At 73.5% G+C, this 22,040-nt stretch carries 17 protein-coding genes, 1 tRNA gene and 1 riboswitch; of the genes, 4 read left to right on the forward strand and 14 right to left on the reverse strand.

Annotated features, from left to right (window positions below; translation table 11 throughout):
* Positions 1-14: 14 nt before the first annotated feature.
* From ACFVHI_RS03085 to ACFVHI_RS03095, 3 genes are all read right to left on the reverse strand, one after another.
* Positions 15-821, reverse strand: coding sequence for a S16 family serine protease (locus ACFVHI_RS03085; protein WP_244293447.1), 807 nt, complete (start codon positions 819-821; stop codon positions 15-17).
* Between the two features lie 35 nt (positions 822-856).
* Positions 857-1,507, reverse strand: a complete 651-nt coding sequence (locus ACFVHI_RS03090) for an IclR family transcriptional regulator (RefSeq protein WP_063349190.1) — start codon at positions 1,505-1,507, stop codon at positions 857-859.
* A 393-nt stretch (positions 1,508-1,900) separates the two neighbouring features.
* The gene (locus tag ACFVHI_RS03095) at positions 1,901-3,733 is read right to left on the reverse strand and encodes a DEAD/DEAH box helicase (protein ID WP_063349189.1); all 1,833 of its coding nucleotides are present in this window, start codon (positions 3,731-3,733) and stop codon (positions 1,901-1,903) included.
* Between the two features lie 310 nt (positions 3,734-4,043).
* Between ACFVHI_RS03095 and ACFVHI_RS03100 the strand changes: the two genes are divergently transcribed.
* Positions 4,044-4,490 carry an SsgA family sporulation/cell division regulator gene (locus tag ACFVHI_RS03100; RefSeq protein ID WP_380335212.1) on the forward strand — a complete coding sequence of 149 codons (447 nt, stop codon included), beginning with the start codon at positions 4,044-4,046 and terminating at the stop codon, positions 4,488-4,490.
* Positions 4,491-4,564: 74 nt separating this feature from the next.
* Here ACFVHI_RS03100 and ACFVHI_RS03105 read toward each other — a convergent pair whose 3' ends face one another.
* Genes ACFVHI_RS03105 through ACFVHI_RS03115 form a run of 3 tightly spaced genes read right to left on the reverse strand, consistent with a single transcriptional unit; the run spans position 4,565 to position 9,059 of the window.
* Positions 4,565-7,105: a phosphatidylglycerol lysyltransferase domain-containing protein gene (locus ACFVHI_RS03105; protein WP_079135850.1), complete on the reverse strand. Its 2,541-nt coding sequence runs from the start codon at positions 7,103-7,105 to the stop codon at positions 4,565-4,567.
* Positions 7,102-8,418, reverse strand: coding sequence for an alpha/beta hydrolase family protein (locus tag ACFVHI_RS03110; RefSeq protein WP_063349187.1), 1,317 nt, complete (start codon positions 8,416-8,418; stop codon positions 7,102-7,104). The genes ACFVHI_RS03105 and ACFVHI_RS03110 overlap by 4 nt, the downstream gene beginning before the upstream one ends.
* Positions 8,415-9,059 (reverse strand): class F sortase, encoded by a 645-nt coding sequence (locus ACFVHI_RS03115; protein ID WP_063349186.1) that lies wholly within the window; start codon positions 9,057-9,059, stop codon positions 8,415-8,417. The genes ACFVHI_RS03110 and ACFVHI_RS03115 overlap by 4 nt, the downstream gene beginning before the upstream one ends.
* 404 nt (positions 9,060-9,463) lie before the next feature.
* Here ACFVHI_RS03115 and ACFVHI_RS03120 point away from each other — a divergent pair, with 404 nt between their 5' ends.
* Positions 9,464-10,744: a hypothetical protein gene (locus tag ACFVHI_RS03120; RefSeq protein ID WP_380335215.1), complete on the forward strand. Its 1,281-nt coding sequence runs from the start codon at positions 9,464-9,466 to the stop codon at positions 10,742-10,744.
* Positions 10,745-10,747: 3 nt separating this feature from the next.
* Here ACFVHI_RS03120 and ACFVHI_RS03125 read toward each other — a convergent pair whose 3' ends face one another.
* Positions 10,748-12,205, reverse strand: a complete 1,458-nt coding sequence (locus tag ACFVHI_RS03125; protein ID WP_380335217.1) for an MFS transporter — start codon at positions 12,203-12,205, stop codon at positions 10,748-10,750.
* A gap of 106 nt (positions 12,206-12,311) precedes the next feature.
* Positions 12,312-12,626: a multidrug efflux SMR transporter gene (locus tag ACFVHI_RS03130; protein ID WP_063349183.1), complete on the reverse strand. Its 315-nt coding sequence runs from the start codon at positions 12,624-12,626 to the stop codon at positions 12,312-12,314.
* A gap of 43 nt (positions 12,627-12,669) precedes the next feature.
* Positions 12,670-12,736, reverse strand: a riboswitch (guanidine-III (ykkC-III) riboswitch).
* 85 nt (positions 12,737-12,821) lie between these two features.
* Between ACFVHI_RS03130 and ACFVHI_RS03135 the strand changes: the two genes are divergently transcribed.
* Positions 12,822-12,893 (forward strand) — tRNA-Cys (locus tag ACFVHI_RS03135).
* A 96-nt stretch (positions 12,894-12,989) separates the two neighbouring features.
* On the opposite strand, the gene ACFVHI_RS03140 is transcribed toward ACFVHI_RS03135, so the two are convergent.
* From ACFVHI_RS03140 to ACFVHI_RS03165, 6 genes are all read right to left on the reverse strand, one after another.
* Entirely contained in the window at positions 12,990-15,317 is a 2,328-nt protein-coding gene (locus tag ACFVHI_RS03140; RefSeq protein ID WP_380335220.1) for a xanthine dehydrogenase family protein molybdopterin-binding subunit, read from the reverse strand.
* Positions 15,314-16,480, reverse strand: a complete 1,167-nt coding sequence (locus ACFVHI_RS03145) for a 2Fe-2S iron-sulfur cluster-binding protein (RefSeq protein WP_380335223.1) — start codon at positions 16,478-16,480, stop codon at positions 15,314-15,316. Before ACFVHI_RS03145 ends, ACFVHI_RS03140 begins: the two co-directional genes overlap by 4 nt.
* Positions 16,477-17,343 carry an FAD binding domain-containing protein gene (locus ACFVHI_RS03150; protein WP_363370383.1) on the reverse strand — a complete coding sequence of 289 codons (867 nt, stop codon included), beginning with the start codon at positions 17,341-17,343 and terminating at the stop codon, positions 16,477-16,479. The genes ACFVHI_RS03145 and ACFVHI_RS03150 overlap by 4 nt, the downstream gene beginning before the upstream one ends.
* A gap of 310 nt (positions 17,344-17,653) precedes the next feature.
* Positions 17,654-19,264: a beta-N-acetylhexosaminidase gene (locus ACFVHI_RS03155; RefSeq protein WP_380335225.1), complete on the reverse strand. Its 1,611-nt coding sequence runs from the start codon at positions 19,262-19,264 to the stop codon at positions 17,654-17,656.
* Positions 19,265-19,393: 129 nt separating this feature from the next.
* Positions 19,394-19,678, reverse strand: a complete 285-nt coding sequence (locus ACFVHI_RS03160; protein ID WP_063349181.1) for a DUF3039 domain-containing protein — start codon at positions 19,676-19,678, stop codon at positions 19,394-19,396.
* A 61-nt stretch (positions 19,679-19,739) separates the two neighbouring features.
* A complete protein-coding gene (locus tag ACFVHI_RS03165; RefSeq protein WP_063349180.1) occupies positions 19,740-20,324 on the reverse strand; it encodes a YqgE/AlgH family protein in 585 nt (194 codons plus the stop codon).
* Positions 20,325-20,623: 299 nt separating this feature from the next.
* On the opposite strand from ACFVHI_RS03165, the gene murA reads away from it, so the two are divergent.
* A complete protein-coding gene (gene murA, locus ACFVHI_RS03170; protein ID WP_063349179.1) occupies positions 20,624-21,964 on the forward strand; it encodes a UDP-N-acetylglucosamine 1-carboxyvinyltransferase in 1,341 nt (446 codons plus the stop codon).
* Positions 21,965-22,040 lie beyond the last annotated feature (76 nt).

A 22,040-nucleotide genomic window follows, 5' to 3' on the forward strand; every position in this document is an offset into this window, starting at 1 on the left:
GGCCTGCGCCCCGGTCAGCAGCTGGGGACGCTGCCGCCGCTCTTCAGCGCCTCCAGTGCCGAGACCGCCTCGCCGAGCGTGCCGACCGGCACCAGGCGCAGCGCCTTGGGCGTGTTGACCTTGGCGTCCGTGCACTCGTCCTTGGGCAGCAGGAACACCGTCGCGCCGTCCCGGGCGGCCGCCTGGGTCTTGAGCGGGACGCCGCCGACCGCGCCGACGACGCCCTGGTCGTCGATGGTGCCGGTGCCCGCGATCGTGAGCCCGCCGGTGAGGTCGCCGCCCTTGCCGTCGCCGGCGAGCTTGTCGATGATGCCCAGCGCCAGCATCTGCCCGGCGCTCGGGCCGCCGACGTCACCCAGGTCGACCTTCACCTTGACCTGGTCCGGCGAGAGGTGGAGGTAGCCGAGCGCGGCGGCGGTGGCGCTGTTCTGCGACTCGGCCATCTGCTGGGCGGTCTGCTCCTCGGCCTTGGCCGGGTTGCCCGGCTGGTAGACCGTGTCGGTCGGGCGCACCGCCTCGTCCTGGTCGAACCAGGCCTGGAGCGCGCGCCAGAAGGTGGTCTTCTCGCCCGGGTTGGTGGCCGAGATGGTGACCATCCGCAGCTCGCCCTCGGTGGTGCGCAGCGGCGCCCCGGTCACGGTGAGGACCGGCTTGTCCTTGTACGTGCCGAGGGTGTCCGCGGTCAGGCCCGGCCAGGTCAGCGTGTACGGCAGCGGGACGAAGGCGGCCACGCCGAACAGCGCGGCGACCAGCACCCCGCAGAGCGTGAGCGCGCGGGTCCGCGGGGAGGTGAGGGCCTTGGGCAGCTTGGTGTCGGACACAAGGGGAATCCAAACACACCGGGGCCCGTGCCGGCCTACCGCAGCGCGTCGGCGACCTCGGTCGCCGCCTCCACCACCCGGGGGCCGACCCGCTCGGGGACCATCCCGTTCAGCATCACCACGCCGACGCTGCCCTCGATGCCGCTCAGTCCGATCAGCGCGGCGGCCGCGCCGCAGGCCCCGGACTGCTCCTCCGCACGGGTGATGACGAAGCCCTGCTCCGGCCGGCGCTGGCTGGGGAAGGTGCGCGCCTCCAGGATGGCCCGGCCGGCGGCGCTCTCGCCGAGCGGGTGGCGCAGCCCGGTGCGGTAGGCGACGTGGAAGTCGGTCCAGCTCGGCTCGACCACGGCGACGGCCAGCGCCTCGTTGCCGTCCACCAGGGTGAGGTGGGCGGTGGCGCCGAGGTCCTCGGCCAGGCTGCGCAGGGCCGGCAGCGCGGCCTCGCGCAGCAGCGGGTGCACGCGGTGGGCCAGGCGCAGGACGCCCAGGCCGACCCGGGCGCGGCCGCCGATGTCCCGGCGGACTAGGCCGTGCTGTTCCAGGGTGGCCAGCAGCCGGTAGACGACGGTGCGGTTGACGGCCAGTCGGGCGGCCAGCTCGGTGACGGTGAGCCCGCGCTCGGAGTCGGCGAGGAGTTTGAGGACCCGGACGCCACGGTCCAGGGTCTGGGAGGTCTCGGCAGTCACGACGGGCATCCTTTCCGCGGCGCTCGCGGGGGCAGGCGGCGCCGGACCGGGTTCGGTGTCGCGCGCAGGTGGGGTGGCCGCGCTCGGACCGCTCGCGGTGTCGTCCTTGACGTGCGTGCGGTCCTGCGGCGCCCGTCCTGTGGGGGTTGCCCGGTGGAAGAGCGTGGGGGAAAGGTAGTGAAGGAAATGTCGTGACGGAAGTGGTTGTCCAAAATTCGGGCGTGATCGTTCTCAACAGCGCGACGGAACCGGGACAAATGCCCGTATTTCTCCGGGCCCGTCAGCGCGCGGGTCCGGCCGCGCTCCGGAGTCCGGACACACGGGAGCGGGGCGGCCGGCCCGCGGCCGCGCGCCGTGCCGTTCCCGCGACCGATTCCGCGACCGATTCCGCGGCTACTTCGCCCACTCGCGGATCTTGGCGATCCGCGCCTTCAGCTGGTTCGCGGTGGCCTGCGCGGTCAGCGGGCCGCCGCACTGGCGGCGCAGCTCGTTGTGGACGGTGCCGTGCGGCTGGTCGGTGCGGTGGTGCCAGGCGGCCACCAGCGCGTTCAGCTCCTTGCGCAGCTCCCGGAGTTCCTGGTGGGTGACGACCGGCCGCTGTTCGGCCGGCAGCTCCAGCAGGTCGGCCTCCTCGGCGGGCTTGCCCTTGCTGCGCTGGATCTGCCGGTGCTGGCGCTTCTGCAGCAGCATCTGCACCTGGTCCGGCTCCAGCAGGCCCGGGATGCCGAGGTAGTCGTCCTCCTCCTCGCTCCCCGGGTGGGCCTGCATGCCGAACTCCATGGAGTTGTACAGCACCCGGTCGAAGACCGCGTCGGAGCCGATCGCCTCGTAGGAGAACTCGTCGCCGCCCGCGCCGTCCGGCCCGTCGTTGGCCCGCTCGGCCTCGGCGAGCAGCCGGTCCTCCTCGTCGAAGAGGCCCTCGCCCTCCTTCTTCGGCCGGTCCAGCACGTGGTCGCGCTGGACCTCCATCTCGTTGGCGAAGCCGAGCAGCGTCGGGATGGTCGGCAGGAACACCGAGGCGGTCTCGCCGCGTTTGCGGGCTCGTACGAAGCGGCCGACGGCCTGGGCGAAGAACAGCGGGGTGGAGATCGAGGTGGCGTACACCCCGACGCACAGCCGGGGCACGTCGACGCCTTCGGACACCATCCGGACCGCGACCATCCAGCGCGAGTCCCCGGCCGCGTAGTCGGAGATCCGCTGGGAGGCCTCGGTCTCGTCGGAGAGCACGACGGTGGCCTTCTCGCCGGAGATCTCGCGCAGGATCTTGGCGTAGGCGCGCGCGGTGTTCTGGTCGGTGGCGATGACCAGCCCGCCGGCGTCCGGGATCGCCTTGCGGACCTCGGACAGCCGCCGGTCGGCGGCCTGCAGCACGGACGGGATCCACTCGCCCTGCGGGGCCAGCGCGGTGCGCCAGGCCTGGGCGATCAGGTCCTTGGTCATCGGCTCGCCGAGCCGGGCCTCCAGCTCGTCACCGGACTTGGTGCGCCAGCGCATGTTGCCGCTGTAGCTGAGGAAGATCACCGGGCGGACGACGTGGTCGGCGAGCGCGTGCCCGTAGCCGTAGGTGTAGTCGGCGACGGACTTGCGGATGCCGTCGCCTCCGGCCTCGTACTGGACGAACGGGATCGGGTTGGTGTCGGAGCGGAACGGCGTCCCGGTCAGCGCCAGGCGGCGGGTGGCCGGCTCGAAGGCCTCGAAGCAGGCCTCGCCCCAGGACTTGGAGTCGCCGGCGTGGTGGATCTCGTCCATGATCACGAGGGTCTTGCGCGCCTCGGTCCGGTTGCGGTGCAGCATCGGGTTGACCCCGACGCCCGCGTAGGTGACCACGATGCCGTGGTAGTCCCGGGAGAGCGGGCCGGAGGAGTAGGCCGGGTCGAGCCGGATGCCTATCCGTGCGGCGGCCTCGGCCCACTGCTTCTTCAGGTGCTCGGTCGGCGCGACGACGGTCACCTGCTGCACCAGGTGGTTGTGCAGCAGGTACGAGGCCAGGGTGAGCGCGAAGGTGGTCTTACCGGCGCCCGGGGTGGCGACCGCGAGGAAGTCGCGCGGCTGCGTCTCGATGTACCTGTCCAGCGCGCCCTGCTGCCAGGCCCGCAGCTTGCCCGCGGTGCCCCAGGGGGCGCGGCCGGGGAAGGCCGGCGAGAGGTGGTGCGAGGCGGCGGACGCGGCGGGTCCGGCACCCCGGGCGGGCGCCTGCGGCTCCGACACGTCGGAGAACAGCGGCATCGAGGAGGCGGCGGCAGTACTCACGGTCTCCGAGGGGGGATCATCGCAGGTCAGGGGCGGTTTCTCAGCCCCGCCCCGCGGAAGGGCGGCGATCGGACAACCCGCCCAGCGTACCGGCCCGGCGCCGTCGGGGCGGCCAGGCGAGGCTCCGCGCCGGGCCCGGGCGGCCGGAAATCGACGTGACCCGGATCACATCCGATCGGTTCCGAAACCGAGTAATCACGGCCGGTCCCGGGACTCTCACCAGGGTGAGGCCGCCCCAACCCTCCCCCTTGTCGACCGGCCTCACACCGACCCGAAGGGACTCGCCGTGCACACCGCCGCCGAAGAGACCGTCCAGGCCCGTCTGATCCTCTCGCTCCACCGCTCCGTCCGGCTGCGGGTGGTCCTGAGCTACCTGCCGGAGGACCCGCTCGCCGTCCGGATGGCCTTCCCCGCCGAGTTCTCGCTGGACGAACCGGCGGACGGCGGCGCGGGCCCGGGCACGGACGGCGCCGACGACATCGTCTGGGTCTTCGCCCGCCAGCTGCTCTCGGCCGGCCTTGAGCTGCCGGCCGGCGTCGGCGACGTCCACGTCCGGCCCGCGGTCGGCCGGCGCACCATGGTCGAACTGCGGGCGCCGGAGGGCACCGCGCTGCTCCAGTTCGACACCACCGACCTGCGCCGCTTCCTGTGGCGCAGCCGGCTGCTCGTCCCCGAGGGCGAGGAGCACCTGCACCTGGACGCCGACCGCGCGCTCGCCGAACTGCTCGGCTGAGCGGCGCGCGGGGCCGGCGTCCGGGGGCGCCACCGCGCTTCCGGCCGTCACCCGGGTCCGGGGCCCGGGGCTCCTCAGCCCGACAGCCTGCGCATCAACCGGACGCCCTGCGCCGGCGTCAGGTGCGGCAGGTAGGCCTTGCCGATCGCCCGGGTGATGCTCGGCAGCGCGGCGGGGTCGGGGTAGGCCATGTACATCGGCCGGTACTCCGGCTGGAACTTCGACTTGAACGCGAGCAGCGAGCGGAAGCCGTACACCGGCTCCAGCACCCGTCCCATCCAGTCCAGCATCCGCTGCAGGCCGGAGGGCTCCTCGTCCTGCCCGGAGCGGGCCAGCGGCGCGCCGGACAGCGACAGGAAGCGCGCACCCTCCTCCTTGAAGCCCAGCGCGGCCGAGGCGATCAGGAACTCGTTGACGCCGCGGAAGCCGTCCGAGCGCCGGCGCATGAAGTCCAGCGTCCAGCCGACCGGCACGCCGTTCTCGTACACCGGCATCCAGCTGGTCAGCCCGTGCACGACGCGCTGCTCGTCCACCGCGATCAGCACCCGTACGTCCGGGTCGTCCAGCTCCTCCAGTCCGCCGAGCGTGAAGCCCATCTCGGGCAGGCCCTTCTCGGAGACCCACTCCTCGGAGATCGCCCGGATCTGGTCCCGCAGCGCGCGCGGCGCCTCGTGGTGGGACCACCACTCGGCGGTGATGCCCTGCTTGCCGGCCTTGTTCAGCGCGGTCCGGATGTCCTGCCACTTGCGGCCGGTGAAGGCCAGCTCGGGCAGCGCCACCACGGTGTCCTCGGCGACCTGCACCGAGCGCCAGCCGAGCTGCGCGGTGGCCTCCCGGGTCTGCGGGGAGACGCTGTAGAAGCACGGGGTCCAGCCGCGCTGGTCGCAGAACCGGGCGAACCCGGCCACCGCCCGGGCCCGGGCCTCCGGCGCGCCGAACGGGTCGCCGGTGGTCAGCGCCACCGTGTTGTGCACCCGGTAGGCGACGGCCGCCCGGCCCTCCTCGTCGAACCAGTAGTGGTTGCCGTCCCAGGTGGTGATGAAGGACAGCGTCCCGCCGCCGTACGCGGTGAGCAGCGCCCTGGCCCGGGCGGCCGCCTCCGCGTCGGTGTGCAGCACCGGCCGGCGGAAGGCCAGCAGCAGCGCGGTCAGCGCGACCACCCAGAAGGCCAGCCCGCAGTACGTCTCCAGGAACAGCGCCACCGGGCCGACCGCGATCGGGTAGTCCGGCAGCAGGTCGTTGTAGGCGGGCGGCAGGAACTGCGCGGGCAGCCCGTGCAGCAGCCGGCGGATGTTCGCCCCCGGCTCGAACTGGTCGGCCGCGAGGCGCCCGAGCCCCACGTACGCGGCCGAGGCCGCCAGGGCGGCGCCGCCGAGCAGCGCGCCCAGCCGCAGCACCGCCCGGCCGGCCAGCCGCAGCCGGAAGCGCTGCCGGGTGGCCAGCAGCAGGCCGAGGGTGAGCAGCGGCAGCAGCAGCGCCTCGACGAAGTACTGGACCACGTCGCCGCTGACCGGGCCGGAGTCGAGGTACAGCCAGCCCAGCAGCGCCGCCCAGAGCAGCTCGGTGGCGACGGTGATCCGCCAGGCGAGCCGCAGCCCCCGGCGCAGCCCCTCGGCCAGGACCAGCAGCAGCGCCGGGAACAGCGCGGCCATCAGCCGGCCCGGGGTGTCGAAGATCCGCTCGACGGCGTGCGCGCGGGCGCAGTCGTGCGCCGACAGCGCGCAGAAGTCGGCCACCTCCTCCGGGCTGAGCCGGTGCGAGAAGTACAGCTCGGAGAAGGTGTTGAACGGCCCGCTGGCGTTGTCGTACAGCGAGGCGATCAGCGGCCCGAGGGCGGCGGCGACCAGGCAGAGCGCCACCAGCACCCGGGTCTCGGAGTGCGAGGAGCGGTGGGTGCGCAGGTGCAGCCCGCCCCGGGCGAGCAGCGCGCCGGCGCCCAGCCCGACGAACGCGGCGGCGCACCGCTGGACGCTCTGCAGGTGACCCACGTAGAGCGTCATGACCAGCGGGGCGAGCAGCACCAGCAGGTGCAGCCGGCGGCGCCAGAGCACGGTGAGCCGGTAGCCGAGCACCCCGGCCAGCGCGAACAGGCCGACGCCGGGGCCGACCGAGGTCTGGTCGGCCACCGAGACGGTCCACTGCTCGCCGACCCGGGAGCCGACCGCGATCAGCCCGGTACCGAGCAGGGTGCCCGCCAGCTGCCCGCCGACCAGTACCGCGAGCGTGCGCAGCCACCCGAGCCGGTGCTCGGCGGCCGGGCCGACCAGGACCAGCAGCAGGCTGGTGAAGACGTACGAGCCCAGGCCGGAGCACCAGAACAGCGAGGTGAACGGCGTCCACCAGTGGCCCTCGGCGAGCGTGGGCACGCCGACGCCGACCCGGTCGAGCAGCCGCTCGGACGGCCCGTGGGCCAGGCTGCCGGTGGCCGCGCCGAGCGCCCAGAGCCCGGCCAGCAGCACCAGGGTGAGCGGCGCCGAGCGCAGCCACACGCCGAACGTCCGGGTGGCCCGCCAGGCCCGCTGCGGGCGCGGCTCCGGCGTTCCGGCGACCGGCGCGCGGTCCGACGGCCACTCCTGTTCCTTGGCCGGCGCGGGGGCCGCGGGGAGCCGGATCACCGGATCAGTCCGGTCTGCTGGGAGAGCCAGGTCAGATTCTGTTCGAAGGCCTGGCGGAACACGACCCAGCTGTGCCAGCCGGGGATGGTCTGGTAGCCGACCTTCATTCCGGCCGCCTGTGCCGCCGCATAGGCCTTCTCCTGCATGGGTCGGAAGTCCGGGTCGTTGGCGCCGACCACGAACATGCCTGCGGTGTCGGGGAACTTCTGCCGGGCCATGACGTGCACCGGGTCGACGGCGTCGAACGCGGCCTCGTCACCGCCGAAGGCCTTGTCGACGGTCTCGCCGCGGTCGCCCAGGGTCGGCTCGTCCTGGCCGGAGATGTCCAGGAAGGTGCCGTAGACCCCGGGTGCGTTGACGGCCAGCTGGAGCGAGCAGGTGCCGCCGAGCGAGAGCCCGCCGATGGCGAAGGCGCCCCGGCCGGTGGCGGTCTGCAGGTTGTGGTGGATCCAGTCCGGGACGTCGGTGGCCAGGTAGGTGTGCGCCTTGGCGATCCGGGAGTCCATGCAGAGCGTGTTGGTGAACGGGCTGCCGGTGGGGTCGGCGACCACCACGATCGGGGCCAGGCCCTGGTGGTCGGCGGCGAAGGCGTCCAGGGTCTCCTGGATGGCCCCGGAGGTGATCCAGTCCACCGGGGCGCCGGGCTGGCCGGGCAGCAGCACCACGACGGGCAGCAGCGGCCGGGGATTGGCCTGGTAGGCGGGCGGCAGGTAGACGTACCCGTCGCGGGCCGTGAAGCCGGACTTGGCGCCGGGGATGGTCACGGTGGAGAGGGTGCCCTTCGCGGGCAGGCCGGGCGGCGCGTGCCAGAGCTCCTCGACGGGCTTGCCGGGCGAGGCGGCGACGGTGCTGGCCACCTTGCCCGTGGTCAGCGCCTGGATCTCGGGCACCAGCATGGCCCGGGCGGTCGGGTACTGGTCGAAGCCCCGGTTGACCTGCGAGGCGGCCATCAGCAGCACCAGGACGGCGGCTCCGGTCGCCAGCAGCCGCCGGCGGACGGCGAGCAGCGGCGCGCGGAAGCAGACCAGGGATATCGCGAACAGCGCGACGGCTATCCAGCGCAGGACGAAGTCCGGTGTGCCCTCCGGGAAGGGGTGCCACCAGCCGTCGACGCCGAGCTTCACCAGGGCGGTGAGCGTTCCGGCCAGCATCAGGGCGCCGAAGAGGCGCGGGGCCCGCCAGCGTTCGTGGCGGGAGAACGCGAGCAGGACCAGCGACCCCCAGCCCGCGGCGAGCACGGCGTACGGGATCGGGCCGTGGGTGAGCGGCCAGTCGATCGGGTTCCAGCGGGTGGCGAGGGTCAGCGTGGTCATGCGGCTTTGCCCGGCCGGGTGGTGTCGGCCAGGAAGCCGTAGGCGACGACGTTGCCCTCGTAGCCGTGCTCGGCGCTGTACGCGCCGCCGCAGGTGATGACCCGCAGCTGAGCGTCGGCGGCCTGGCGGTAGACCCGGTCGTCCGGGAAGTCCTTTCGGTCGTGCACTTCGATGGCGTACAGCTGGTAGACGGCGACGGCGCCGTCCGCGCGGGCGATCTCGATCCGGTCTCCGCGCCGGAGCGCCCCCAGGTTGTAGAAGACGGCCGGGCCGGCCTTGTTGTCGACGTGCCCGGCCAGGATGGCGGTGCCGCGCTGCCCGGGGCTGGCCCCGCCGCGGTACCAGCCCGCCAGGTTGCGGTCCGCCTCGGGCGGGGCCTGGAGGTGGCCGTCGGGGTCGAGGCCGAGCGCGGTGACCGGGGCGTCCAGCCGGACGGCCGGGATGCGGATGCGGGTGGGGTCGGACGGGCCCAGTGGCGGGGCGACGGAGACCGGGGCGAAGCCGGACAGCGTCTGGGTGCTGCCGGGGGCGGGCGGCAGCGCGCCCTGCCCGCCGTCGTGCAGCAGCCAGGCGCCGAGTACCAGCGCGGCACCGGCCGCCAGGGTGCCCGGCCACGGGCTCCTGCTCTGCTGGACGCCCACGGGCGCTCCCCTCTACCGACGGATTCCCGATCCTGGGAGTTTCCTGGGAAACAATTCAATCGGATCGGACCTTAAAGCACGTCCACACGATGGGCGTAATGACACCCCCCGTTCGGCAGGGCAATCGCCCGAATCCGTGCGCCCAGTGGGCACCCGGTGACGGAACGCGACGGCCGTTTCCCAGGTGACGGCGCCACCGGAACGCCTCGGTACGAGCTTCGACGGCGCGGGGGGCCTGTCCGGTTGCGTCAATCGGGCGATCGATGACGACCTCGGGTGGCGCCTCGTCGACCGATCGGGCCCAGCTGGCATGCTGACCCGGTCACGGGTTCTATCACCCCACTTGTCCGACCGGATTTCCGCACGCCTGTACGCCTGCCGAACGCCTCATGAACGGAGTGACCATGGCCGCTCTCTCCCGCCGCACCCTGCTGGCCGCCGGTGCGGCCTCCGCCGCCACCCTGGCGACCGGCTGTGGAAGCAACAGCGCCGACAAGCCGATGATCGGCTCGGCCGTCCCCCCCACCGGCGCGGCCGTCGACGAGAGTGCCGGCCCCACGGACACCGCCGAGCCGCAGGCCGTCCTGATCGGCGACGGCTCCACCTCCGACACCGGGGCCCAGCCCCACCAGCCCACCCCCGAGCGGCTCAAGGCCGGCGAGAGGCCGCCGCAGTTCGTGGTCTTCTCCTGGGACGGCGCCGGCGAACTCGACAACGGCCTGTTCGCCCGCTTCCGCCGGCTGGCGCAGGAGCACAACGCCTCGATGACCTTCTTCCTCAGCGGCCTCTACCTGCTGCCCGAGTCCAAGAAGGACCTCTACCGCCCCCCGCAGCACAAGGTCGGCGCCTCCGAGATCGGCTACCTCACCGACCAGCACATCCACGACACCCTGGAGAACGTGCACGCGGCCTGGCTGGAGGGCCACGAGATCGGCACCCACTTCAACGGCCACTTCTGCGGCTCCACCGGCGTCGGCAAGTGGTCCCCGGAGGAGTGGGACAGCGAGATCCAGCAGGCCATGGACTTCGTGACGAACTGGCGCACCAACACCGGCTTCACCGACCTGCCGGCGCTGCCCTTCGACTACCACAGGGAGCTGATCGGCAGCCGCACCCCCTGCCTGGAGGGCCAGCGCAACCTGCTGCCCACCGCGGTCAAGCGCGGCTGGCGCTACGACAGCAGCGGCAACGGCACCCAGGTGTGGCCGCAGAAGATCCAGGGCGGCGCGCTCTGGGACCTCCCGCTGCAGTCCATCCCCTTCCCTGGGCACACCTTCCAGGTGCTGTCGATGGACTACAACATCATGTACAACCAGTGCGGCCCCAACACCAAGGCCGACCCGGCGCTCTACCCGGGCTTCCAGGCCCAGGCCCGCGACTCCTACCTGCTGGGCTTCGACCGCACCTACAACGGCAACCGGGCACCGTACGTCATCGGCAACCACTTCGAGGAGTGGAACGGCGGCATCTACATGAACGCCGTCGAGGACGTGCTCCGGACCATCGCGGACAAGCCGGAGGTCCGGCTGGTCTCGTTCCGCCAACTGGTGGACTGGCTGGACGCCCAGGACCCGGCGGTGCTGCGCAAGCTCCAGGGCCTCGCCCCGGGCCAGGCGCCGACCGGCGGCTGGGAGGCCTTCCTCGGCACCCCCGGGGCACCGCCGGTGCCCGCCGCCGCCGGCTGACCCTCAGGACCTGGTCCGGACCCGGCCGGAGAGCAGCGCCCCCAGCAGCGCCACGCCGGCCATGGCCAGCAGGATCACCGCGAACGCCACGGGCGACCCGGCGGCACCGGACGAGCCGGCGGCCCCGGCACCCTCGTGGGCGGCGGCGAGCGAGCCGCCGCCCAGCACCGCGAACATCACTCCCGCCAGGCCCGTCAGCAGGACGTTGCCCAGCGCGTCGCTCATCTGCAGGGCCGCCGAGTTCACCCCGGCGTCCTCCGGCGCGGAGAGCTTCATCATCAGCACGCTGACGCTCGCGACCGTCAGTCCCATCCCGATGCCGCCGATACCCCAGGCAACCGCCGCCACCCAGGCCGGCACCGCCGGGACCAGCACCAGCGCGGCGCCCGCGATCGCCACCGCGGTCAGCACGAACCCGCCCCGGATCATCGCCTCGCGGTAGCGCTCCGCCCCCGGCCGCCCCTGCAGCCAGGAGCCCAGCGCCCAGGTGAGCCCGCCGCTGGTCAGGGTGAGCCCCGACATCGTCGGCGAGAGGCCGCGTTCGGTGGTCATCATCAGCGGGACGAAGGCCTCGGCCCCGAGGAACGCCCCGGCCGCCAGTCCGCGCAGCAGGATCACCGCCGGCAGCCCCCGACCGGCCCGCAGGGTCCGCTCGGGCAACAGCCCCAGGACGGCCGGCACCAGCAGCGCCGCCCCGACGGTCCCGGGGAGCAGCCCGATCAGGTCGTGCCGCCCGCCCGCGTACTGCAGCAGGCCGGCACCGAGCGCCGCCATCGCGGCCAGCAGGGTGCGCCGGCGGTCGAACTCCGCGCCCCTGGCCACCGGGTGCTCCCGCTCGGAGCGGGTCAGCGCGGGGCCCATCACGGCCAGCGGCAGCAGGATCAGCACCGGCACGGCCAGGAACACCCAGCGCCAGCCGAGGTGCTGGGTGATCGCGCCGGAGACCAGCGGCCCGATGATCGAGGGCAGCACCCAGGCCGAGGAGAAGGCCGCGAACACCGCCGGCCGCAGCCGCTCCGGGTAGGCCCGGCCGACCACCACGTACAGCGCGACGATCACCAGCCCGCCGCCCAGGCCCTGGACCGCCCGCCCGGTCACGAACACCCACATCCCCGGCGCCGTCCCGGCCACCACCAGGCCCACGCCGAACACCGCGATGCCGGTGAACAGCGGCTGCAACGGCCCGCGCCGGTCGCACCACTGCCCGGAGACGACCAGCGCGAACAGCGTGGTGGTGAAGTAGCCGGAGAAGGCGAAGGCGTACAGCCCGATGCCGTTCAACTGGCGGGCCGCGGTCGGCATCGCGGTGTTGACGGCGGTCGCCTCGAAGGCGATCACCAGGACCACCGACACGATCCCCAGCGTCAGAGCGCGGTAGCGGCCACTGAGGACCCCGCCACCGGGGTCGGGTTCGGAGGGTATCGAGGCGGAGTCGACCGAGGTGGGGGAGGCAGTGGTCATACGTAACATCGTAAGGGCCGTCTGGCTTCATGACCCCTGACCCGAGTCGGTGATCAGCTAGTCCGCAGGGCTTAGGACCAGGGTCAGGGGGAAGCTCAGCCGGCGGTCAGTGGAGCACCTTCAGGCCGACCACGCCGGAGACGATGAGCAGCAGGCAGCCGATCCGGGCCGCCGTCACCGCGTCCCCCAGGACGGCCATGCCGTAGAGCGCGGTGCCGACCGCGCCGATGCCGACCCAGACCGCGTAGCCGGTGCCGATCGGAATGGTGCGCATCGCGTACGCCAGCCCGCCCATGCTCAGCAGCAGGGTCACACCGAAGACGAGGCTGGGGGTGAGCCGGGAAAAGCCCTTGGACGACTCCAGGGCCACCGCCCACACGGTCTCCAGGACACCCGAGATGATCAGAACGAGCCATGCCATGACGGCCTACCTCCGCAGTCCACAGCGGCCGGATTGCCGCTGAACTGCGCCGTCTTGTCGTCACCGGGTACGACGCGCTCGTCCGGGGCGGCCGGGCAACCGACCACCTGGTTCCGACCGTAGCACAAGCCGCCATACAGAATTTACATTCCACCGTTGACGGCCCCCCGCGCATTCCGCCACTATGAATTCACTGGCCGTGTGCCCGAGTGGCTTAGGGAACCGTCTGCAAAGCGGTGTACACGGGTTCGATTCCCGTCATGGCCTCGCCGGAAATGGAATTGCCGGTCGACATTCCGTCGACCGGCAATTCCTTTTTCCGCCATTTCCGGGGCGGTCGGCCGAAACCGCCGCCCCCGCCCGTCAGACCGCGACCGCGTCCTCCGGCCGGATCGGCAGCCGGCCGACCGGCAGACCGGTGGCCGCCCGGACGGCGGCGGCCACGGCCGCCGGGGCGACCACCGCGGGGGCGGCGCTGACCGCCTTGGCCCCGAAGGTGGCGACCACGTCCCGCTCCTCCAGCAGAGCGGCGATCCGTACCTGCGGGGTGTCCAGCGCGGTGGGCAGCCGGTAGCCGGTGAGCGAGGGGTTCAGCAGCACGCCGCCCTCGGTGCGCAGGTCCTCCAACAGCGCCAGGCCGACGCCCTGGGCCACGCCCGCCTCGATCCGGTCCTCGATCTGCCGCGGGTTCAGCGCCCGGCCGACGTCCTGGGCGACCGTCATCTCGACCACCCGGACGGCGCCCAGCTCGATGTCCACGTCCACCACCGCGCGCATCGCGCAGAACGCGATCGACACGAAGGCGTCGCCCTGCCCGGACTCGTCCAGCGGCTCGGTGGGGTGCGGGCGGCACTGGGCCGTCGCCCAGAGCTCCTTGCCCTCCAGCGCCTCGGCGACCGGCATGCCGAGCACCCCGTCGTACGAGGTGATCTTGCCGTCGGCGATCTGCAGCAGTTCCACCGACATCCCGAAGTTGGCGGCGATCGGCTGCAGCAGCTGGTGGCGGACCATCAGCGCGGCGCGCTCGACGGCGCCGCCGGAGACCCAGGTGTGCCGGCCGCGGGCGGAGGGACCGGCGATGGACTGGTCGCTGTCGGCCGGCGCGATGTACACCTCGCTGACGCCCAGCACGGTCTGCACGATCTGCCGGGCCAGCGTGGCGAAGCCCTGTCCGGAGTCGACGGCCGCGCAGATCACCGTGGCGTGGTCGCCGCTGACCCGCACGGTGGCGGTGGAGACCTCGTCCTCGCCCTCGGCGCCGAGCATGTGCACCATGCCGACGGCGTAGCCGATCCCGCGCCGCACCGCCGCCGGGTCGCCGGCGCCACCGGGCCCGCCCGGCAGCAGCCACTCGGCGTCCGGGTCGTCCACCGGCAGGGCAGGCAGCGGCTCGGCCGCGACAGCCTCCAGCAGCGCGCCGACCGGCGCCGGGCAGGTGACGGCCTGTCCGGTGGGCATCGGGTCGCCGGTGGCCATCGCGTTGCGGCGGCGGATCTCCACCGGGTCCACGCCGATCCGGGCGGCCAGCTGGTCCAGCTGCGACTCGTAGGCGAAGCAGGCCTGCAACGCGCCCTCGCCGCGCATCCGCCCGGCCGGCGGGTTGTTGGTGCGTACCGCCCAGGCGTCCACGAAGACGTTCGGGCAGACGTACGGGCCGACCGAGAACGCGGTGGCGGCGGCCAGCGCCTCGGCGGAGACGTCCGCGTACGCGCCGCCGTCCAGCAGGATCTGCGCCTCGACCTTCACCAGGGTGCCCTCGGCGTCGGCGTGGTGGCGGTAGCGCAGCAGCGCGGGGTGGCGCGAGGGGTGGGTGTGGAAGGACTCCTCGCGGGTGAGGGTCATCTTCACCGGGCGGCCGGTGCGCAGCGCCAGCAGCGCCAGGGTGACCTGGAAGGAGAGGTCCTCGCGGTCGGTGGTGGCCCCGGGTACGCCGGTGACCACCAGCCGGACCCGGTCGGGCTCCAGGCCGAGGCAGGCGGCGGTGCGGTCGCGGTCGCCGTGCGGGTCGGTGGAGGACAGGTGCAGTTCGACGCCGCCGTCCGGGCGCGGCACGGCCAGCCCGGCCTCGGCGCCGAGCGGGGCCGGGTCCTGACGGCCGACCTGGTAGAGGCCCTCGATGATGATCTCGCCGGCCGCGTCCGGATCCCCGGTGCGCAGCGGCAGGTGGCGGAACAGGTTGCCGTCCGGGTGCAGCGACGGGGCGGTGAAGGCCTGCTCGGGGTCGGTGACGGCCTCCAGCAGCTCGTAGTCGACCGCGATCAGACCGACCGCCAGCCGGGCGGTGTCCGGGTGGTCGGCGGCCACCGCGGCGATCGGCTCTCCGTGGTGGCGCACCACGCCCGCGGCCAGCACCGGCCGGTCGGCGACGATCGGCCCGGCCGGGGCGCCGTCCGGGGTGCCGTCCGGACCGGGCGGCAGGTCGGCGGCGGTGACCACGGCGTGCACGCCGGGCAGCGCGAGCGCCGCCGCGGTGTCGATGCCCCTGATCCGGGCGTGCGGGTGCGGCGAGCGCAGCACCGCGCCCCAGAGCAGCCCCTCGGCCCACAGGTCGGCCGCGTACGGGTAGATGCCGAGCGCCTTGGGCAGCGCGTCGCTGCGCAGCGGTGAGCTGCCCAGGCCGAACGGCTCCGGTGCGCCGCCCTCGCCGCCGTCCTGCTGGAGTGCTGCGCCGATGTCGGTAGGCGACGTCATGATGCGTGGTCGTCCTCGGGGAGCCGGATGCCGTGGGCGGGGGTGGCGCCGTACGGGACGCCGGCCGGGGCGGTGCCACCGGCCGGAGCGCCGTGCGGGGGCGTGGCGACGTAGGGCGTGCCGTGCGGGGGCGTGCCGTCGAAGGCGGCCCCGGGCAGCGGCGTGCCGTGCGCGGGGGTGGGTTCGTAGACCGGGGCGTCGTACCCGGCGTCGTAGCCGTTCTGCTGCGGGTAGCCGCCGGGCACGTAGGTGCCGTGGGCGGGGGTGCCCTGGTACGGCTGCTCGGGGTAGCCCTGCGGCGGGTAGTACACCTGGTCGTCGGCGGTCTGGGCGGGGATGCCCTGGACCGGCGTCAGGACGGCGGTGTCGTACACGCCGGTGTCGTAGCCGCCCTGGCCGTCGCCGTACGGCTGGTCGGCGCCGGCCGGGGGCTGCTCGGCGGGCGGCTGCGGGACGTGCTCGATCCAGGCGTCGGCATCGGCGTAGACCGGCGGTTCGGCGGCCTGCTGCGGTCCGGCGGCCGCTTCCCCGGCGGGCTGGTCGGCGGCCTGGCCGGTGTCCGGTGAGGCGGCCTGGGCGGCGGTCGCGGCGGCCGTCTCCTCCGCCTCCTCGACGTCCTCGGCGCGCGCGTCGGCGATGCTCTGGACGGCGGCCAGCACGCCGCGGTAGCCGGTGCAGCGGCAGAGGTTGCCGCAGAGCGCCTGGCGGGCCTCGACCTCGGTCGGGCGGTGGTTGCGCTGGAGCAGGTCGTGCACCGCCATCGCCATGCCGGGGGTGCAGTAGCCGCACTGCACCGCGCCGGACTCGGCCAGCGCCTGCTGGACGTCGCTCGCGCCGCCGGCGGCCGACAGGCCCTCGACGGTGTTGATCTCGCTGTCGGCGGCCAGCGCGGCGGGCACCAGGCAGCCGGCCACCAGCTGGCCGTCCACCTGCACCGAGCAGGCCCCGCACTCGCCCTGCTCGCAGCCGTCCTTGGCACCGGCCAGGCCGAGCCGCTCGCGCAGCACGTAGAGCAGGCTCTCGCCGATCCAGGCGTCGGTGACGGGCCGTTCGAAACCGTTGACCCGCAAGGTGTACGAGGCGCACGGGCGCAGCTCGCGGCTGACCTGCGGGGTGAGGCCGAGCGGGTCGGCGTCGAGGGTCTCGATGGGGTCTGTGGTCACTTCAGCGCCCTTCCCAGTGCCCGTCGGGCCAGCACCGATACGGTACGCCGCAGCCGAACGGCGGCCGCGCTCGGCCCCTCGGTCGCGGCCTCCCAGGCGCCTTCGGCGCCGTAGCTGTCGGGGACGCAGGCGGCGGCCACGTACTCGCCGAAGGCGGCGGTCGCGGCCGGGTCGATCTCCCGGCTGCCGTCCCAGTCGATGCAGCCGGCGACCCAGGCCTCGGCCTCCAGCGGGCGCAGCGGCACGGGCGCGACGGCGCCGACCGCGCAGCGCACGGCGCGCCGGGCGGGGTCGAGGACCAGCGCGACGGAGGCGGTGGCGCGGGCCGGGCCGCTGCGGCCGGTGGCCTTGAGGAAGACCTGCGGGGCGTGCAGCAGCGGGACGCGCACCCAGGTGAGGAGTTCGCCGGGGCGCACCGGGTCGAGGCCGGTGAGCAGGTGACTGACCGGCACCTCGCGGCTGGCGCCGGCCCGGGCGAGGGTGACGCTGGCCTCCAGGGCGGTGAGCACCGGGAGGGTGTCGCCGGCCGGGGCGGCGGTGACGATGTTGCCGCCGAGGGTGCCGACGTTGCGGACCTGCGGCGGGCCGGCGGTGCGGGCGGCGTCCGCGAGCGCGGGGATGAGCGCGGCGAAGTCGGGGCGGTCCATCCGGGCGTGGGTGAGTCCGGCGCCGAGGACGGCGGTGCCGCCGTCCTCGTAGCGCCAGCCGCGCAGTTCGGTGATCCGGCCGAGGCCGACCAGGGCGGCGGGGCGTAGCCGTCCGGCGTTGACGGCTTCCATCAGGTCGGTGGCGCCGGCCACCGGTACCGCGGCCGGGGTGGCGGCCAGCGCGTCGACGGCCTCGTCGAGGGAGGCCGGCAGCATGATCGTCCGGTTCACCTGGGTCCCACCGTGCTCCACTTGCTCATCGATCGGCTGCCGCCCGCGGCCTTCGGCCGTGGTGTCCGCGTCAGCAGCCCGGCCTGGCCCGTAGGGTACGGGCGATCGGGCCGGGTTGGGCAACTCTGGCACACAATGCTCGATGATCATTTCGGGGCAGGTGAACGGGACTGCCCGATTGGGACGGATACCGGGCGGTATCTGCCCAGGCCCGAACCGGACCTGGGCAGATGTTCATCTGTTCTTGACGTCAGATGACCACTCAGAAGTTCCCGCAAGGGCGAGTCCGTCGCGCTCAGCGCACCGGCGGCGGGCCCTCGATCGGCCGGCCGGCCACCCCGGGCCAGCGCTGCCAGGGGTGCGGGCCGTCCGCCGGGCGGTACTCCACGCCGAGCGCGTCCAGCACCTTCAGGTGCGCCTCCAGCCGGTGCTCGAAGCCGGCGTAGTCGCGCTCGGCCGGATCGGTGGGCAGGTCGGACCAGGCGACCTCGGCGAAGGCCACCAGCCGGGGGAAGGCCCGGTAGTCGATGTCCCGGGCGCTGTCCATGAACTCGCTCCACAGGTTGGCCTGGGTGCCGATCACGTGCCGGGCGGCCGTCTCGTCCAGCTGCCCGGGCACCGGCTCGAAGCGGTACACGTCCTCCAGCGTGCGCACGAAGCCGACCGGGATCGGCTCGTCCGGGCCGTCGGCCTGCCGGTGGTCGAAGTAGACGTGCTGCTCGGGGCACATCACCACGTCGTGCCCGGCCTTGGCCGCGGCGATCCCGCCGCCGAACCCACGCCAGGAGGAGACGGCGGCGCCCGGGGCGAGCCCGCCCTCCAGGATCTCGTCCCAGCCGATCAGCCGGCGGCCGCGCTCGGCCAGCCAGCGGTCGAAGTGCCGGATCACGAAGCTCTGCAGCTCGTCCTCGTTGGCCAGGCCGAGCTCGCGGATCCGCGCCTGGGCGGCCGCGCTGTCCTTCCACTGCTCCTTGGGGCACTCGTCGCCGCCGAGGTGGATGAACTCGGACGGGAAGAGCTCCAGGACCTCCTCCAGCACGCCCTCGAAGAAGCGCAGGGTGTCCTCGGAGGCGTTGAGCACGTTGTGGCTGACGCCCCAGTCCGTCCAGACGCCGAGCGCCGCGGTGTCCACCACGTCGGTGTTGCCCAGCTCGGGGTAGGCCGCGACGGCGGCCTGGGTGTGCCCGGGCAGGTCGACCTCCGGGACGACGGTGACCCCGCGCGCGGCCGCGTAGGCGACGATCTCGCGCAGGTCGTCCTGGGTGTAGTAGCCGCCGTGCGGGCGGTCGTCACGGCGCTGGCCGGCCCGGTAGCCGACCATCGAGCGGTCCCGCCAGGCGCCGCGCTCGGTCAGGCCGGGGTAGCGCTTGATCTCCACCCGCCAGCCCTGGTCGTCGGTCAGGTGCAGGTGCAGCACGTTGAGCTTGTGCGCGGCCAGCAGGTCGACGAAGCGCAGCACGTCCGACTTGGGCAGGAAGTGCCGGGCGACGTCGAGCAGCGCGCCGCGCCAGCCGAACCGGGGGGCGTCCTCGATGTCCGCGCCGGGCAGCACCCAGCCGGTGCCGCGCAGCGGGGACCGGCGGAAGGCGTCCGGGCCGAGCAGCTGCCGCAGGGTCTGCGCGCCCCACAGCGCACCGGCCGGCCCGCCCGCGGCCACCAGGGCGTGGCCGGGGCGCACCGTGATCCGGTACGCCTCGGCGGCCAGCGCGTCGTCCTGGACCAGTTCGATGCCCGTGCCCGGCCGGCCCGGGCCGAGCGGCAGCCCGGTGGCCGCGGTCAGCGTGGTGCGCAGCCACCGCTCGGCGTCGGCCAGCCCGGGCGGCGCGGTCAGCGTGGTGGCGTCGTCGAGGGGGAAGTCCTCGTCCGGGCGGCGGACGGCACTCGAAGGCACGGGAATGAGGTCCATTCCGACATCCTGCCCCCGCCCCGGACGACTGGCATAGACCACTTCGGAAACTCGGCACTATGCAAAACGGCACTGTGCACAACCACACCGTGCACAACGGCGCCGGGCACCGGCCCGCGGCGGCCGGTGCTACTTGCCGCCGTTGTTGTCGTCGCCGCCCTGCGGCTTGCCGATGCCGTCGTAGATCTCCTTGCACATCGGGCAGACCGGGTACTTCTTCGGGTCGCGCCCGGGCACCCAGACCTTGCCGCAGAGCGCCACCACGGGCGAGCCGGAGAGCGCGCTCTCCATGATCTTGTCCTTCTGGACGTAGTGCGCGAAGCGCTCGTGGTCGCCGTCCCCGTGGGACACCTGGGGGACGGGCTCGACCAGGGTGCCGGTGCCGAGGCCGCGCTCGGGCTCAAGAGTGCTCATAGGTGCCAAGTCTATGGGCGCCCCGCGAAACCCGGCCAGTATCGCGACGGCGGCCCGTACGTCAGTTCAGCGTCGGGTCGTCCGGATAGGTCGCGAGCAGCGCCAGCGGGCCGCGCTGGCGGCGCAGCACCGAGCGCCACAGCCGCTCCGGTTCCGGGCTGGAGATGTCCCCCGGCTCGCAGTCCACCAGGTACCAGGCGCCGCTCCCCAGCTCCGTCTCCAGCTGGCCCGGCGACCAGCCGGCGTACCCGGCGAAGATCCGCAGCGCGCCCAGCTCGCCGGCCAGCACCTCGGGCGGCGCCTCCAGGTCCACCAGGCCGATCGCGCCGTGCACCCGCCGCCAACCGAGCGGCTCGCCGGTGCCCGGCTCCCCCGGCGCCACGGCGAGGCCGAGCGCCGAGTCCAGCGCCACCGGTCCGCCCTGGAACACCACGGCGGGCTGCCCGACCAGCCGCCCCCAGCCGTCCAGCACGCTGCCCACCTCGACCGGCGTCGGCCGGTTGAGGACCACGCCGAGCGCCCCCTCGACGTCGTGGTCGAGGAGCAGCACCACCGCCCGGGCGAAGTTCGGGTCGGTGAGCAGGGGCGTCGCGACGAGCAGACGGCCGGTGTGGGACCGTCCTGCGTGCGAGTGGGCCGCCGTCATGCCCACATGATCCCGCAGAACGGCCGGGGTCGGACACCTCAACGATCGAAACCCCGCCACGCCGGACAAACACCCGAACGGCCCCTCCGGCGGGCGGGAGCGAGCCCGGAGAGAGGACCATCACGGGAGAGGCTCACGGGAACCATCGGCACGCCCACTACCATCTACGGATGGTGGACGCCCTTCTACGGTGCCGACTCGGTTTTGCCGGGGGCCCGAGCGCGCCCGTACCAACCGGTCCACCACCGGCTCTCTACCGGAGCCTTCCCACCCCTCTGGCACCCCGGATTGCGAGAACGATGACCGACGACGTCCTGCTGGTCCACGGCGGAAACCCGCTCGAAGGCGAGATCCGCGTCCGCGGTGCGAAGAACCTGGTGCCCAAGGCCATGGTCGCCGCCCTCCTCGGCCAGGGCCCCAGCAGACTGCGCAACGTCCCGGACATCCGCGACGTCAAGGTGGTCCGCGGCCTGCTCCAGCTGCACGGGGTCACCGTGCGGACCGGCGACGAGGACGGCGAGCTGATCCTCGACCCGTCGCACGTGGAGAGTGCGAACGTCGCCGACATCGACGCGCACGCGGGCTCCTCGCGGATCCCGATCCTGTTCTGCGGCCCGCTGCTGCACCGCCTCGGCCACGCCTTCATCCCGGGCCTGGGCGGCTGCGACATCGGCGGCCGCCCGGTCGACTTCCACTTCGAGGTGCTGCGCCAGTTCGGCGCCACCATCGAGAAGCACCCGCAGGGCACCTACCTGGTCGCCCAGCAGCGCCTGCGCGGCACCAAGATCGAGCTGCCCTACCCCTCGGTCGGCGCGACCGAGCAGGTGCTGCTCACCGCCGTCCTCGCCGAGGGCGTCACCGAGCTGCGCAACGCGGCCATCGAGCCGGAGATCGTCGACCTGATCTGCGTGCTGCAGAAGATGGGCGCGATCATCACCCTGGGCACCGACCGGACCATCCTGATCACCGGCGTCGACGAGCTGGGCGGCTACACCCACCGCGCGCTGCCGGACCGCCTGGAGGCCGCTTCCTGGGCCTGCGCGGCGCTGGCCACCAGGGGCGACATCTACGTCCGCGGCGCCCGCCAGCTGGAGATGATGACCTTCCTGAACACCTTCCGGAAGGTCGGCGGCGCCTTCGAGGTGGAGGACGAGGGCATCCGCTTCTGGCACCCGGGCGGCGAGCTCAAGGCGATCGCCCTGGAGACCGACGTGCACCCGGGCTTCCAGACCGACTGGCAGCAGCCGCTGGTCGTCGCCCTGACCCAGGCCACCGGCCTGTCCATCGTCCACGAGACGGTGTACGAGTCGCGGCTCGGCTTCACCGGCGCGCTCAACCAGATGGGTGCGCACATCCAGCTGTACCGCGAGTGCCTGGGCGCCACCCCGTGCCGCTTCGGCGCGCGCAACTTCCTGCACTCGGCGGTCGTCTCCGGCCCGTCCAAGCTGATGGGCGCCGAGCTGGTCATCCCCGACCTGCGCGGCGGCTTCTCGTACCTGATCGCGGCGCTGGCGGCCGAGGGCACCTCGACCGTGCACGGCATCGACCTGATCAACCGCGGCTACGAGAACTTCATGGACAAGCTGCGCGACCTGGGCGCCCACGTCGAGCTGCCGTCCGAGCAGCTGGTCGACGCCTGACCCGCAGGGCCCACAGGCCTACGGGCCTGTGGGCCCGTGGCCCCACGACGAGAGGCCGGGCTCCCCAGACGGGGAG

It is taken from the genome of Kitasatospora sp. NPDC127121 (assembly GCF_042677305.1).
GTDB lineage: Bacteria > Actinomycetota > Actinomycetes > Streptomycetales > Streptomycetaceae > Kitasatospora.

What these genes read in the sequence shown, in the direction of transcription:
- ACFVHI_RS03140 (WP_380335220.1), bottom strand. Translation starts at nt 15,317, where the DNA reads ATGACGTCGCCTACCGACATCGGCGCAGCACTCCAGCAGGACGGCGGC.
- ACFVHI_RS03165 (WP_063349180.1), bottom strand. Translation starts at nt 20,324, where the DNA reads ATGACGGCGGCCCACTCGCACGCAGGACGGTCCCACACCGGCCGTCTG.
- ACFVHI_RS03125 (WP_380335217.1), bottom strand. Translation starts at nt 12,205, where the DNA reads ATGACCACTGCCTCCCCCACCTCGGTCGACTCCGCCTCGATACCCTCC.
- ACFVHI_RS03150 (WP_363370383.1), bottom strand. Translation starts at nt 17,343, where the DNA reads ATGCTGCCGGCCTCCCTCGACGAGGCCGTCGACGCGCTGGCCGCCACC.
- ACFVHI_RS03110 (WP_063349187.1), bottom strand. Translation starts at nt 8,418, where the DNA reads ATGACCACGCTGACCCTCGCCACCCGCTGGAACCCGATCGACTGGCCG.
- ACFVHI_RS03130 (WP_063349183.1), bottom strand. Translation starts at nt 12,626, where the DNA reads ATGGCATGGCTCGTTCTGATCATCTCGGGTGTCCTGGAGACCGTGTGG.
- ACFVHI_RS03160 (WP_063349181.1), bottom strand. Translation starts at nt 19,678, where the DNA reads ATGAGCACTCTTGAGCCCGAGCGCGGCCTCGGCACCGGCACCCTGGTC.
- ACFVHI_RS03155 (WP_380335225.1), bottom strand. Translation starts at nt 19,264, where the DNA reads ATGGACCTCATTCCCGTGCCTTCGAGTGCCGTCCGCCGCCCGGACGAG.
- murA (WP_063349179.1), top strand. Translation starts at nt 20,624, where the DNA reads ATGACCGACGACGTCCTGCTGGTCCACGGCGGAAACCCGCTCGAAGGC.
- ACFVHI_RS03095 (WP_063349189.1), bottom strand. Translation starts at nt 3,733, where the DNA reads ATGCCGCTGTTCTCCGACGTGTCGGAGCCGCAGGCGCCCGCCCGGGGT.
- ACFVHI_RS03120 (WP_380335215.1), top strand. Translation starts at nt 9,464, where the DNA reads ATGGCCGCTCTCTCCCGCCGCACCCTGCTGGCCGCCGGTGCGGCCTCC.